Genomic DNA, 14164 nt, shown 5'->3' on the forward strand with positions numbered 1-14164 from the left:
AGACTGTGAAAGAGGTACTGCAGATCAACGAGGCTGATAACGTGGCAGTTGCACTTAAAGACTATCAAGCAGGCGACACCATTGTGATTGGTTCAAAAGAAATTAGAATTACGGAAGATATTGCTAGAGGTCATAAAATTGCACTAACCAGTATTAGCGAAGGCGAGAATGTATTGAAGTATGGTTATCCCATCGGTCATGCTAAAGTGCCTATCGTGCCGGGCCAGTGGGTGCATACCCATAATACGAAGACAAACCTAACAGGGGTTGAGGAATATACTTTTGAGCAGAAGCTGACCCCCAATCCTTTTAAAACGGAGAATTTGACCTTTAAGGGGTATCGTCGCTTTGACGGATCTGTAGGTATTCGTAATGAGCTGTGGATCGTCCCTACGGTTGGTTGTGTGAATGGAGTGGCGGAGCAGATCATCAATATTTTTAAGGCAGAGGTTGGTGATATCGCTCCGTTCGATAACGTGCTCGTACTGAAGCATAACTATGGTTGCTCCCAGCTGGGTGATGATCATGACAATACTCGTACAATACTTGCTAACGCGGTTAAGCATCCAAATGCAGGCGCCGTACTTGTGCTCGGACTAGGTTGTGAGAATAACAATTTGCATATTTTTAAAGACATGCTGGGTAGTTACGATGAGGATCGAGTGCGTTTTCTTGTCTCCCAAGAGGTTGGAAACGAGATTGAAGAAGGCGTAAAGCTGCTGAAGGAACTCTACAATAACGTACAGGGCGATCATCGGGAAGAAGTCTCACTCTCTGAGCTGAAGATTGGTCTGAAGTGTGGAGGCTCGGATGGCCTGTCCGGGATTACAGCGAATCCCCTTCTTGGACGTCTTTCTGATTATATGGCTGCCCAAGGCGGCACAACTGTACTCACTGAGGTACCTGAAATGTTTGGCGCCGAAAAGATTCTGATGGAACGTGCTGCAGACGAAGCTATTTTCCACAAAATTGTTGATCTCATCAATGACTTTAAGCAGTATTTCATGGACTATAAACAGCCGGTATATGAAAACCCTTCACCAGGCAATAAAGCCGGAGGGATTACTACGCTTGAGGATAAATCGCTGGGTTGCACTCAAAAATCCGGTAATTCTACGGTAATGGATGTACTCAAGTATGGAGAGCTTATCACTAACAAAGGCTTAAATCTTCTTAACGCGCCGGGCAATGACCTAGTGGCTTCGTCGGCTCTGGCTGCTGCTGGCTGCCAATTGGTGATCTTTACGACCGGACGGGGGACACCTTTTGGTACATTCGTGCCAACAATGAAGGTGTCTACCAATACCCCATTGTATGAAGGTAAACGTCACTGGATCGATTTTAATGCGGGTGTGTTGGTTGAAGATGGTTCTCCAGATGAGGTTCTGCGTGACTTCATTAACTACATTATCAGCGTGGCTAGTGGGGAATGGGTAAATAACGAGAAGAATAACTTCCGCGAGATATCCATATTCAAAACAGGAGTAACGCTATAATAAATAATTTATTAAGAATTAGACTGTCCCTTATGCTATTTAGCGTAGGGGGCAGTTTTTTTAATTTCACATTATTCATAATCCATCTTTAAAAGAACGGTCCTTGCTTTCTTCTGATTTAGTGATTGCAATCACTATTGCTTTGTACGGCCTATGCTAATCTGTTGTTGAGAATAGTTCTCATATAAAGGAGAAGAGTCCAATAGAAAAAATGCTGCGAATGGATGAGTCTATCTTCGAGATGGTATCCCGGCATCCGGAGGTCGTTGAGATTATGGTAGAGCTGGGCTTTAAGGACATTGCTAAGCCAGGTATGCTGCAGACCGCTGGCCGTTTCATGACCTTATCCAAAGGAATCAAGCTGAAGAAAATGGATCTCGATACCGTGAAGTTAGCATTTGAACGACATGGCTTCGAGATTATGAAATAAAGGAATCTATCATCAAAATTTTCATTAAGGAGAGATCAATAATGAGTGAATTGATAAATAACCGCGAGTTTGATGTACCGGAGCAAACTCGTCGCCAAGCCATGCTCAAGGAGATTATTAAAGAACTGCATGCAGGCAAAAGTGTTGAAGAGGTTAAGGCACGCTTCGAGGAAGCTGTAGGTGATGTTACTGTTGCGGAAATCTCTGCAATGGAGCATTCGTTAATGACTGAAGAGGGAATTCCAGTATCCGAGGTACAGCGGCTTTGTTCGGTGCATACAGCAATATTCAAAGGCTCTATTGAGCAAATTCACCGTTCCTCAAAGCCTGAAGAACAACCCGGCCACCCAGTCCACACCTTCAAGCTAGAAAACCGTGAGATTGAAAGACTTGTGAACTTCCGTTTAGATTTGCATGCTACCAAATTCCAGAAGAATGACAGCGAGGAGCTGATCTTTAAGCTGCTGGAGGATCTTAGCTTACTGCTGGATCTAGATAAACACTATAGTCGAAAAGAAAATCTGTTGTTCCCTTACCTTGAAAAATACGGCATTTATGGACCAACCAAGGTAATGTGGGGCGTGGATGATCATATCCGTCGTATGATTAAAGAGGCAAAAGCAGCGCTCAGCAGCTACAGCGGAAATGCAGCAGATATTGGTGTTCAACTTACGGAGATCATCAAGGAAGTTAATGAAATGATTTTTAAGGAAGAAAATATTTTATTGCCTATGTCGCTGGATAAATTGACGGAAGACGAATGGGTCAAAATCGCTCGGGAGAGCGATGAGATCGGATTCTGCCTAACGGCGCCGGAGCAGGAGTGGATACCCGAACGTGCCGCAGAGCCGGAAGGTGCAGCATTGCAGGGTGGAGCAGTGGGAGCCGCTCCGCAAGAAGGGTTCATCCGTTTTGAGACAGGGCTGTTGTCATTGCATCAGCTCGAAACAGTACTCAATCACCTGCCAGTAGATCTGACATTCATTGATGAGAATGATGTCGTTCGATATTTTTCACACGGGAAGGAACGTATCTTTGCCCGAACTAAGGCAGTTATCGGCCGCACGGTACAGAACTGTCATCCGCCTCAAAGTGTTCATGTGGTGGAGAAGCTTCTGGAAGATTTTAAGGCAGGTCTTAAGGATGCTGAGGACTTCTGGATCAACATCAAGGATAAATTTATCTATATCCGTTATTTCGCCGTCCGAGACGAGACTGGTCGGTATATGGGTACGCTGGAGTTTACACAGAATATCGCACCTATCCGTGCACTGGAGGGGCAAAAGCGTATTTTGTCAGAATAAATGGGTGTTTTAGGTTATTTTCCAGATAATAATATAGTCAGAAGACTCTCTTACTTAGTCGTAAGGGGGTCTTTTTAGAATATAATAGAGTATAGTATTAAAATAAGGAATTCCCGGGTGTGTTGTCTTTCCTTGACCACAGAGGGGGCTTCTATTATAGTTGGTACTTAGGATTAACTATTTTAGTATAAAAAAAGGTGGCTTGTTACATGTCTGAGAATATCTACGTTGGCGTGGATTTGGGTGGAACTGCAATTAAGGTTGGAATCTGTAATGCTGAGGGAACGCTACTGCATACTTATGAGGGACCCACAGGAACTGCAGAAGGTGTCGATACTGTTATCGATAATATCGAGAAGTATGTACGCCAAATTGTGGAGGATTCCCCGTACTCTTGGGATCAGCTTGCAGGTGTAGGCGCGGGCGTAGCAGGGTTCACAAATATTCGTGAAGGAATCATTATCCTTGCGCCCAACATAGGATTTAAAGATGTGCCGATTCGTTCCATTTTGGAAGACCGCTGGAACAAGCCTGTCAAAATAGACAATGATGCGAACGTGGCTGCACTGGGTGAAGCCTGGAGTGGTGCAGGACGCGGGATTGAAAACTGTGTCTGCTATACGCTAGGAACAGGTGTTGGTGGCGGAATCATTATTAACGGAAAGATTTATCAAGGTTTTGCAGGTCTAGCAGGTGAGCTTGGCCATATCACTGTAGTGCCGGATTTGGAAGCCATTCAATGTGGTTGCGGTAATATGGGATGTCTGGAAACCGTTTCCTCCGCTACAGGAATTATTCGTATGGCTAACGATGCAGTAGCTCGTGGTGATCGTACTTCCCTCTCAATGGTAGAGAAGATTGCTGCGAAGGAAGTCTTTGATGCGGCTAAGGCTGGCGATGAAGTAGCGATTCGCATAGTAAACCGTGCAGCATACTACCTGGGTAAATCTATGGCTTCTGTTGCAGCCGTGCTTAACCCTGAGGTCTTCATCATTGGTGGTGGTGTGTCTAAGGCTGGAGATATTCTATTTGATGAAGTTCGTCGTGTGTTTGCTAAGCTCGCACCGGCTCCGCTTCAGACTGGTGTTTCGATTATTCCTGCAGAGCTTGGTAATGATGCAGGTATTGTGGGTGCAGCAGGTCTTCTGCTTCGTTCTTAAAAGATAGGGAGTATTCATATACTAATTTAGGGAGGGGACGCTTTAATGACCGAATTGGACAATACTCCAACGGCTGGAGCCACCCTGATCATTATTACCGGAATGTCAGGTGCGGGTAAGACAATTGCTGTGCAGAGTCTGGAAGACCTAGGGTTCTTCTGTGTCGATAATTTGCCGCCGGTGCTGATCCCTAAGTTTGCAGAACTGATTGAGCAGTCGAAGGGTAAGATCGCCAAGGTAGCGCTTGTGATTGACCTGCGCGGTAGGGAATTCTTCACTGCTTTGTCCGAGTCTCTAGCCTATATCAAAGATGAGTCAACCATTGGCTGTGAAATCTTGTTCTTGGATGCAACGGATTCGGTGCTTGTGCAGCGTTACAAGGAAAGCCGGCGTCATCATCCTCTAGCGCCTAAGGGACTTCCGCTTGATGGTATCAAGCTGGAACGTAAAATGCTTGAGGAATTAAAGAATTCAGCTACATTATGTCTGGATACTAGCAGTATGAAACCAGTGCAGCTCAAGGAGAAGATCGTTTCTCGGTTCTCGCATTTAGGAAAAAGCACACTCTCCGTCAACATTACATCGTTCGGATTTAAGTATGGTATTCCTATTGATGCAGACCTCGTCTTCGATGTTCGCTTTTTGCCTAACCCACATTATGTGGATCACCTGCGGCCAAAAACAGGTCAGGACAGCGATGTCTATGACTATGTAATGAAGTGGCCTGAAACACAGGTGTTCCTGACCAAACTGCTCGATATGCTTCATTTCTTAATTCCGCAATATCGTAGGGAAGGTAAATCCCAGATTATTATCGGCATTGGCTGTACAGGTGGGAAACACCGTTCAGTAGCCATTTCTGAATATTTGGGCAAAATGCTGGGCGTCAGCGAAACGGAATCCGTAGCCGTTAGTCATCGGGATTCCGAGCGTGATCGGCACTAATGAGAGAAGGGGTCCATAGTGGCTGAAGAACAAAGACAGCGTCCACGTATCGTCGTTATGGGCGGTGGCACGGGGCTATCTGTCATGCTTCGCGGCTTAAAAGAAAAGCCGCTAGATATTACAGCTATAGTTACCGTAGCAGATGATGGAGGAAGCTCGGGTATTTTGCGCAGTGAACTGCAAATGCCGCCTCCTGGGGACATCCGTAACGTATTAACAGCTATGGCTGATGTAGAGCCGCTCATGGCGGATATTATGAGATATCGTTTCAACACGGGCGAAGGCTTGGCGGGTCATAGTCTTGGCAATTTAATTCTTGCCGCGCTTACAGATATATCTGGCGATTTTGTCACAGCTGTTCGTGAGCTTAGCCGATTATTTGCTGTTCGCGGACGGGTATTACCCGCTGCGGGGGATGCCGTAGTATTGCGTGCAGAAATGTCGGACGGCACGATTATCACGGGTGAATCTAAGATACCGGAAGCAGGCGGGATCATTAAACGGGTTTCTTTGGAGCCTGCTGATGTGGAGCCGTTGCCTGAAGCACTTGAAGCGATTCGAAATGCTGATGCAATTCTTTTGGGTCCAGGGAGTCTATATACGAGCATTCTTCCGAACCTACTTGTTCCGAAGCTAGCAGAAGCAGTTGTATCTTCTGATGCAATCAAAATTTTTGTCTGCAATGTAATGACTCAGCCTGGTGAAACGGATAATTATACTGTAAATGACCATCTACAAGCCGTTTATGATCATATTGGGATTCATTTATTTGATTATATTATTGTGAATGACGGTGAAATTCCAGAGCAGGTGCAGTCGAAGTACGCTGAGAAGGGTGCACGTCCGGTACAGCTCGACAAGGATGTACTAGAAGGCAGTGCATATAAAGTTATAGCGGATAAGCTAGTGTTATTCCGAACTTATTTAAGGCATGATACCGATAAGCTTAGTCATCATATCTATCAGCTTGTGCAAGATTGGATAAACAGAAACCCTAGGGTATAACTTAAAATATAAGAAAGTATAAGTTTTAAACCTATACTTTTTTATATTTCTCGCTTAAACGCTTACCTTCCTCAAAAGGACGCCGAAGGCGTTTATGCTTGTATATATGAATGACGTACTTATTTTCAGAAAGAGGTGAGACCCTTGTCTTTTGCGGCCCTTACCAAAAAAGAGCTGACGATGGTGGAGAGTGAGCCCTGTTGTGAGAAGGCGGAAATGTCAGCGCTTATCCGTATGAATGGATCTGTGCAGCTTTCAAGCAAAAAGGTGATTCTCGACATTTCGACGGAGAACGCCGCGATTGCAAGGCGGGTATATTCTTTACTTAAGAAATATTACCAGGTCCATATTGAGCTACTCGTGCGTAAAAAAATGCGTTTGAAGAAAAATAACGTTTATATCGTTAGAATCCCTAGTCGCGTACAGGAAATCTTAAATGATCTCAGAATTGTGTCCGAAGGATTTATTTTTACCGACGGTATTGATAAAGAGATTGTTGGGAATAACTGCTGTAAGCGTGCTTATTTGCGGGGTGCCTTTTTGGCGGGCGGATCCGTTAATAATCCGGAGGGTTCCTCTTACCATTTGGAGATTTCCTCGATGTATGAGGAGCATTGTAAGGCGCTGGTCGATCTGGCTGGTGAATTTCACCTAAACGCACGCTGCATTGAACGTAAAAAAGGGTTCATTCTATACATTAAAGAAGGCGAGAAGATTATCGAATTCTTAAGTCTGATCGGGGCGCATCAAGCGTTGTTCAAATTTGAGGATGTAAGAATTATGCGCGATATGCGTAATTCCGTGAATCGGATCGTGAACTGCGAGACCGCGAATCTCAATAAAACGATAAGTGCCGCGGTGCGGCAGATTGAGAATATCAAACTGCTGCAGCGAGAAGTGGGGCTGGAGAGCTTACCGGATAAACTGCGGGAAGTTGCAGAAATTCGAATGGCACATCCAGATATCAACCTTAAAGAGGTTGGTGAAATGCTGAAAGGTACGGTTAGTAAGTCCGGAGTAAATCATCGACTTCGTAAGATTGATGAACTGGCGGACAAGGTTCGAGGCGGCTAGTCACTTTTTTTCTAGTGTGGTTTACGTTATAATGATATAATAATATAAAATTAATGTGAAATTTTTGGGGAGAACTCAATTAGGGGGTAAGCGTTTCATGACAAAGCACCCGGTAGTTGTTCGGTTGAAGACAGGGCTACACGCTCGACCGGCAGCATTGTTTGTGCAAGAAGCTAACAAGTTTTCGTCGGAGATTTTCGTGGAAAAAGACGATAAAAAAGTAAACGCCAAAAGTATTATGGGTATTATGAGCCTAGCGATCAGTTCCGGCACGGAGATCTATATCAGCGCGGATGGTGCAGACGCGGATCAAGCTGTAAACGCTTTGACGAGTCTCGTCAGCAAAGAAGAGCTTGAGAACCAATAATCTTTTGAAGTGACTTTTTATCGAATGACTAAAAAGCCCCTAGGGGCTTTTTTTTATACCAAAAAATAGATTTTAACTGTGCAACATTTACCAAAAAGACTCGTCTAGAGGATAATAACAAATCACAAAGGATGAAAGGGGCTGGCAAATATGAAAGGTTTGGTAAAAAAGATTGGTTCAGTGTTGATCGTAGGAAGTTTGTTGATTGGAGGGATTAGCATGAGTGGAGTCTTCCAAGGTCCCGCAAAGGCTTACGCAGATGAAGTGCAGAAAAATGTCGTTAGTGTAGTAGGTAAAGGTGAATTGTCCATCAAGCCGGATATTGTATACTTGTCCATCGGTGTGGATACTACGGCTACAACTGCGCAAGAAGCGCAAAAAACAAATGCTGCTAAAATCCAAAAGATCACTACACTACTGAAGGGGACTTGGAAAATCGCAGATAAGGATATTCAAAGTACCCAATTCTATGTGCAACCCAACTACAGTTATAGCGAAAAAGAAGGACAGCAAGTGAAAGGATACAACGCGAATCATACACTGTTAGTGTCCTATAGAGATCTGACCAAGGTTGGTGAATTGCTAGACGCTGCATCTGCGGCGGGGGCAAATAATATCGGAAATGCACGTTTTTCCGTGGAAGATACTTCTGCCTTTGAAGCTCAGGTGATTGAAAAGGCGATGGCGAATGCAGATGTTAAAGCAGGAGCTATTGCTAAGGCGGCTAAACGTAGCCTGGGTCAAGTAATCACGGTCAGCCAAAATGATGGCAATGTCACTCCGGTTTATTTTGAACAGAATCTAAAAATGGAAATGGCTGCAGCAGATGCTGGTGCAAGCACATCCGTTCAACCGGGAGTAGTTAAAGTTACAACACAGCTGAGCGTAATGTATGAATTGAAATAGTAGCAGAACAAGATGATTGCAGAGAGGAGGGGTGATCTTCCACTAGTAATAGTGGGGGGCGCCTCTTTTTTTGTGTAAATTCTCCAAGATTAGGTTTAATAAACTGGAAAGGAGTGGTAAAACAAGATGATGAATATTTCAAAAGAAACAGTACGCAAATGGGGCATAGGTTTGATGTCGGCGGGATTATTGCTTGGTGGAGCATTGCTGCCTAGTGATAAGGGTTATGCAGCGTCTGATCAGACGAAGAGCAAGGCTATTGCTGCAAGTATAGCTTTAAAGGCGAACGGGGTAATTTCTCAGCAGACAGGTATTTTGCAGGAAGGGAAGGTCTGGATTCCGATTACCTTTATGCGTGATGTGCTGCAATTACCTCTAACTTATGATAAAAACGAAAATGCATACACGATCGGAAAGGGAACGACTAAGGCCAAGTTGCTGTTATCAAGCTATGGTACTTCAATTTGGGTGAACAATTATTACATTCGAGAGTATGAAGGAAAGCTAATAAACAATCGGCTCTATGTTCCATCAGGTCTGTTAAATGATTATTTGGGCTATAAAGTGGATTGGAGTCGGGGCTCTAGTAGGTTGAATGTGGTGAATAGATCACAGAATGCGTTGATAGTAACCACGGAGACCTATGCTAAGGATCGGAAAGAGGCTTTGATCCAGCTTGATTATCCGAAGTTTAGTGGATTAAGCAATTCCAATGCACAGCAGGCCATGAATGATATTTTGAAAGAAAGTGCCATGAAATTCGCTGCAGGCGCAGAGAAGGATATCTCGAATCTATCTGGGTCAGAGCCTAAGTATACTTATGATATAGATTATGTGGTGACCTACAATCAGGATGGTGTGATCAGCTTAGTGATGTCACAGTATAGCGATACGGGCGGCGCTCATGGTATGACCAATCGGGAGGCTTTTACCTTTTCGCTCAAGGATGGCAAACGTCTACTGTTGGGCGACCTGTTCGGAGCTAACCCAAACTACAAAAAAGAGTTGAATGCTAAGTTGAACAAGCTAGTAAAAGCGGAGGAAAGTTATTTGGGAGGATTCAACGGATTGAATACGGAAAAGTATTTTTATCTGAAGGATGATCAGGTCGTTCTGTTCTTCCAATTGTATGAATACACAGCTTATGCTGCGGGGTTCCCGGAATATCCCTTTACTTTCAAAGAATTGTTGCCGGAAGGCGGTAGCCCATTTGCTGCTGTAAAATAAATAGAGAAGTCGTACCCGCTAGTGTCACCACTGGACATCTCCCCCTTACCAGAATCACCTCGAATTCATATGCTAAATGGAGTAACTAGTTTATGAACGGGGGAGAGCTATGAGCTATCAATACACTGCAATTGGCGATTCCTTGACGACTGGATTTGGCGCTCTGCCAGGGAACGGTTTTGTACCGGTGTACCGTAGAATGGCGGAAGGGAGACTGCGTTCTAATGTAGCCTCTACGAATTTGGGCGTGAATGGATTGACTACTTCTGAACTGGAACAGCGGCTGCGGGGGAGTGCAATGACTCGCGAAGCCATTCGAGCAGCCGACATCATCACTCTATCCATCGGTGGCAACGATTTAATCCATGCTGCGAAGGCTGCAGCTAGACAACCTGAAAATTTATCTAAAGAGCTGCGAAGATCATTGCAAGAATGCAAACAAAATTTTGCTGCAATTATGAGTATCCTCTTCCAATTGAAGACGGGAACGCGTAGACCTTTTATCATTCGGATTGTGGGACTGTATAATCCTTATCCTCAGGTAGTGGGTGCTACAGAGTGGGTGCGGCAGTTTAACCGCTATGCCTCACAGTACAGTAGCCGAGTATGTGGGTTTGCTTCTATCTATAGTGAGTTTGCAGGAAATGAGAGAGGGCTATTATCGATTGACCACTTACATCCGAATGGCCGAGGCTACCGTGTGATTGCTGAGAAACTCGATGCGCTTGGATATGGCGGTTTGATTTAACTGAGATTCGTATGAAGTGGTGGTCTGAAAAGTAAAGAGGCTGTGCGCTAACCATCAAGTGGATAGGGCACAGCCTCTTTGTGTTGTTTTATAGCTTACACACCGCTAGGCAGTGTTTTCTCGATGACTTTATCAACGATACCGTAAGTTGCCGCATCTGCAGCAGTCATGAAGTAATCACGATCTGTATCCTTCTCAATACGTTCTAGCGGTTGACCCGTACGTTCTGCAAGAATACGATTCAACTTATCACGCAATTTGAGGATACGACGGGCACGGATTTCGATATCCGTTGCTTGACCTTGAGCACCACCCAGAGGTTGGTGAATCATGATCTCACTGTTAGGCAGTGCGAAGCGTTTGCCTTTAGCGCCAGCGTTAAGTAGGAAAGCTCCCATAGAAGCTGCCATACCCACACAGATGGTGGAAACGTCCGGTTTAATGTACTGCATTGTATCAAAAATAGCCATACCTGCAGTAATGGAACCGCCGGGGCTATTCACATAAAGGTGAATGTCCTTCTCCGGATCTTCGGCAGCCAAGAACAGCATTTGTGCGATGATAGAATTGGCTACCACGTCATTAACCTCCGTTCCAAGGAAAATGATGCGGTCCTTCAGCAGGCGGGAATAGATGTCATAAGCGCGCTCACCGCGGTTGCTCTGTTCTACTACCATAGGAATATAACTCACGTGGAAAACCTCCTTGATATTGGTTCTTCAAATGTATTCATTTTTACTCTTGCCGTATTACCCACATGATAAACAAATTCAAACAAAAAGTCAAAGAAAGTCAAACTTATATTCAAAAAAAAGAGCCGACACGCGGCTCTTTGGTTAAGTAGTAGTATAGGCACTACTAAATTATGTACAAAAGTGAAATTAATGGCGCGCCCGCCAAGAATCGAACTTGGATCTCAGGCTTCGGAGGCCTACGTCATATCCATTGGACCACGGGCGCAACAAAAATGATTATAATACAATTTCTGTGCAATTGCAATGAATTAATAATACTGTACTCAGGCTCTATCCCTTGTCTTCAAGGTGGACAAGCGTACATTGTGTTTCACTCAGCTAAAGAATCTGGATTGTTAATGACAGGTTTTTTGGAGCAGAACCTCTTTCCCAATCTTATAAATGTATAAGAAGACAAGCGCTTGAGAATTCTACTCTCGGAAGACTTGCACTTCGAGCAATATTTGGTTAGAATATGAGTGGGACTTAAAAAGTTTACCCGGGACATTTTGAGACCATGAACAAGGGAATAGAGGAAGACGAAGTTGCAGGAGTGAAAGTATGCGTAATTTATTAGATATCCAAAAGCAGCTTCTGCCTGATCTCATGGAAACCCTTAAGAGACGGTACACGATTCTTCATCAGATCATGCTGTCCGATATAATTGGGCGCAGAACGCTTGCCGCTTCGCTTGATATGACTGAGCGGGTACTGCGTGCCGAAACGGACCTTCTGAAATCGCAAGGGCTCATTGAGATCGAGAGCGTTGGCATGCGCATTAGCGCTGCTGGGCGTAGACTGCTTGATTTACTAGAGCCGGTCGTTAAGAGCCTGTTTGGTCTGGATGAGCTGGAAGAGAAAATTCGGGCAACGTACGGTCTGGATAAAGTTATTGTGGTGCCGGGTGATTGTGAGTCATCGCCGTTCACCAAACGTGAGCTTGGCCGAGCCGGTGCAAAAGCGCTGCTCAGTGTACTTCGTACAGATGATATAGTTGCTGTCACAGGTGGATCAACGCTTGCCGACATGGCTGATCAACTGACACCGCCGTTATCCCTTTCCTATAAGAACGCTTGGTTTGTTCCGGCGCGTGGTGGATTAGGAGAGAGTATGGAGATTCAAGCCAATACGATTGCCTCAACAATGGCAAAACGGGTAGGAGCGAATTACCGGTTGCTGCATGTACCTGATTTACTTAGTGGGGATGCCTACCAGTCACTAGCACTTGACTCTAATATTGGAGAGATTGTACAAATCATCCGCAGTTCGCGTATTATTGTACATGGGATTGGGGATGCCATTGAAATGACTCGCCGCCGCAAGCTGGATGAGGCAACTGTCTCAGAAATCCAGGGTGAGGGAGCCGTGGCTGAATCCTTTGGGTATTACTTTAACGAAGATGGTCAGGTTGTCCATACGATGCTTACGATGGGACTACGTCTAGAAGATATTGTTCGGACGGAGACAGTCATCGGTATTGCTGGAGGCAAACCAAAGGCCAAAGCCATTCATGCCATGCTGCGTTTCGGGCAGGAGAATATACTCGTCACCGACGAGGCTGCTGCTGTGGAAATCGGCAAGGAAATTGATAATCAGTTACAGATATCCTCGTAACTCACTAGAGCATATATCTTGCATCATACTTAACATTGTTGTCATGACAGGCTTCACGGTCTGTTTTGAATAAATAAAACGAATTCTAGGAGGAACTATTCAATGAGTGTAAAAGTTGGAATTAACGGATTTGGACGTATTGGACGCCTTGCTTTCCGCCGTATTCAAAATGTAGAAGGTATCGAAGTGGTAGCAATCAACGACTTGACTGACGCTAAGATGCTTGCTCATTTGCTTAAATATGATACAACTCAAGGTAAATTCCAAGGTGATGTTGAAGTGCATGATGGCTTCTTCAAAGTCAATGGCAAAGAAGTTAAGGTTCTTGCTAACCGCAACCCTGAAGAATTGCCATGGGGCGACCTAGGCGTTGATATCGTACTTGAGTGCACAGGTTTCTTCACAACTAAAGAAGCAGCTGAAAAACACTTGAAAGGTGGAGCTAAGAAAGTAGTTATCTCCGCTCCAGCTACTGGCGACATGAAAACTGTCGTTTACAACGTTAACGATGACATTCTTGATGGTACTGAGACTGTTATTTCCGGCGCATCTTGCACAACGAACTGCCTAGCTCCAATGGCAAAAGTATTGAACGACAAGTTCGGTATCGTTGAAGGCTTGATGACTACAATTCACGCTTACACTGGTGACCAAAACACTTTGGATGCTCCACACGCTAAAGGTGACTTCAGACGCGCTCGTGCAGCAGCTGAAAACATCATTCCTAACACTACTGGTGCTGCTAAAGCAATCGGTCTTGTTATTCCAGAACTTAAAGGTAAATTGGATGGTGCGGCTCAACGTGTTCCAGTTGCAACTGGTTCCCTGACTGAGCTTGTAACTGTTCTTGATAAGAGCGTTACTGTTGAAGAAATCAACGCAGCAATGAAAGCAGCTTCCGATCCAGACACTTATGGTTACACTGAAGATGAAATCGTATCTTCTGATATCAAAGGTATGACTTTCGGATCCCTGTTCGATGCTACACAAACTAAAGTATTGACTGTTGGCGACAAACAACTCGTTAAGACTGTTGCTTGGTATGACAATGAAATGTCCTACACTGCACAATTGGTTCGTACTTTGGAGAAATTCGCTAAAATCGCTAAGTAATTGACTTGATATAAGTAACATCTATAGAGCGGAAACAGAAG

The 14164-nt window shown here is 44.6% G+C and carries 14 protein-coding genes and 1 tRNA gene; 13 read left to right on the forward strand and 2 right to left on the reverse strand.

Annotated features, from left to right (window positions below):
• The first annotated feature begins 5 nt into the window (after window positions 1-5).
• The 11 genes from MKY99_RS00850 to MKY99_RS00900 all read left to right on the forward strand — a co-directional run bounded on the left by MKY99_RS00850 (window position 6) and on the right by MKY99_RS00900 (window position 10662).
• Window positions 6-1496, forward strand: coding sequence for an altronate dehydratase family protein (locus MKY99_RS00850; protein WP_339271434.1), 1491 nt, complete (start codon window positions 6-8; stop codon window positions 1494-1496).
• Between the two features lie 220 nt (window positions 1497-1716).
• Complete coding sequence (locus tag MKY99_RS00855) at window positions 1717-1926, forward strand: DUF1858 domain-containing protein (RefSeq protein WP_339268152.1); 210 nt, start codon at window positions 1717-1719, stop codon at window positions 1924-1926.
• A gap of 41 nt (window positions 1927-1967) precedes the next feature.
• On the forward strand, window positions 1968-3230 hold the full coding sequence (locus tag MKY99_RS00860) for a DUF438 domain-containing protein (RefSeq protein WP_339268153.1): 1263 nt from the start codon (window positions 1968-1970) through the stop codon (window positions 3228-3230).
• Between the two features lie 209 nt (window positions 3231-3439).
• The gene (locus tag MKY99_RS00865; RefSeq protein WP_042184026.1) at window positions 3440-4390 is read left to right on the forward strand and encodes an ROK family glucokinase; all 951 of its coding nucleotides are present in this window, start codon (window positions 3440-3442) and stop codon (window positions 4388-4390) included.
• Window positions 4391-4435: 45 nt separating this feature from the next.
• Window positions 4436-5335 (forward strand): RNase adapter RapZ, encoded by a 900-nt coding sequence (rapZ, locus tag MKY99_RS00870; RefSeq protein ID WP_042123306.1) that lies wholly within the window; start codon window positions 4436-4438, stop codon window positions 5333-5335.
• Window positions 5336-5392: 57 nt separating this feature from the next.
• Window positions 5393-6340, forward strand: coding sequence for a YvcK family protein (locus MKY99_RS00875; protein ID WP_179085868.1), 948 nt, complete (start codon window positions 5393-5395; stop codon window positions 6338-6340).
• Window positions 6341-6484: 144 nt separating this feature from the next.
• A complete protein-coding gene (gene whiA, locus MKY99_RS00880) occupies window positions 6485-7414 on the forward strand; it encodes a DNA-binding protein WhiA (protein ID WP_042123310.1) in 930 nt (309 codons plus the stop codon).
• 97 nt (window positions 7415-7511) lie between these two features.
• Window positions 7512-7781 (forward strand): HPr family phosphocarrier protein, encoded by a 270-nt coding sequence (locus MKY99_RS00885; RefSeq protein WP_036687106.1) that lies wholly within the window; start codon window positions 7512-7514, stop codon window positions 7779-7781.
• Between the two features lie 150 nt (window positions 7782-7931).
• Entirely contained in the window at window positions 7932-8687 is a 756-nt protein-coding gene (locus tag MKY99_RS00890) for an SIMPL domain-containing protein (protein ID WP_042184030.1), read from the forward strand.
• Between the two features lie 126 nt (window positions 8688-8813).
• A complete protein-coding gene (locus MKY99_RS00895) occupies window positions 8814-9914 on the forward strand; it encodes a DUF4163 domain-containing protein (RefSeq protein ID WP_339268156.1) in 1101 nt (366 codons plus the stop codon).
• Between the two features lie 109 nt (window positions 9915-10023).
• On the forward strand, window positions 10024-10662 hold the full coding sequence (locus tag MKY99_RS00900; RefSeq protein WP_076299968.1) for a GDSL-type esterase/lipase family protein: 639 nt from the start codon (window positions 10024-10026) through the stop codon (window positions 10660-10662).
• A 95-nt stretch (window positions 10663-10757) separates the two neighbouring features.
• On the opposite strand, the gene clpP is transcribed toward MKY99_RS00900, so the two are convergent.
• Both clpP and MKY99_RS00910 read right to left on the reverse strand, forming a co-directional pair.
• Window positions 10758-11354, reverse strand: coding sequence for an ATP-dependent Clp endopeptidase proteolytic subunit ClpP (gene clpP / locus MKY99_RS00905; protein WP_060626469.1), 597 nt, complete (start codon window positions 11352-11354; stop codon window positions 10758-10760).
• Window positions 11355-11547: 193 nt separating this feature from the next.
• Window positions 11548-11622, reverse strand: a tRNA-Arg gene (locus tag MKY99_RS00910).
• A gap of 335 nt (window positions 11623-11957) precedes the next feature.
• On the opposite strand from MKY99_RS00910, the gene MKY99_RS00915 reads away from it, so the two are divergent.
• Together MKY99_RS00915 and gap are read left to right on the forward strand one after the other, a co-directional pair.
• Window positions 11958-13010: a sugar-binding domain-containing protein gene (locus tag MKY99_RS00915; protein WP_042123320.1), complete on the forward strand. Its 1053-nt coding sequence runs from the start codon at window positions 11958-11960 to the stop codon at window positions 13008-13010.
• 102 nt (window positions 13011-13112) lie between these two features.
• Complete coding sequence (gene gap / locus MKY99_RS00920) at window positions 13113-14123, forward strand: type I glyceraldehyde-3-phosphate dehydrogenase (protein WP_036687120.1); 1011 nt, start codon at window positions 13113-13115, stop codon at window positions 14121-14123.
• Window positions 14124-14164: the final 41 nt, after the last annotated feature.

This window comes from Paenibacillus sp. FSL R5-0470 (genome assembly GCF_037975205.1).
Lineage (GTDB): Bacteria > Bacillota > Bacilli > Paenibacillales > Paenibacillaceae > Paenibacillus_AQ.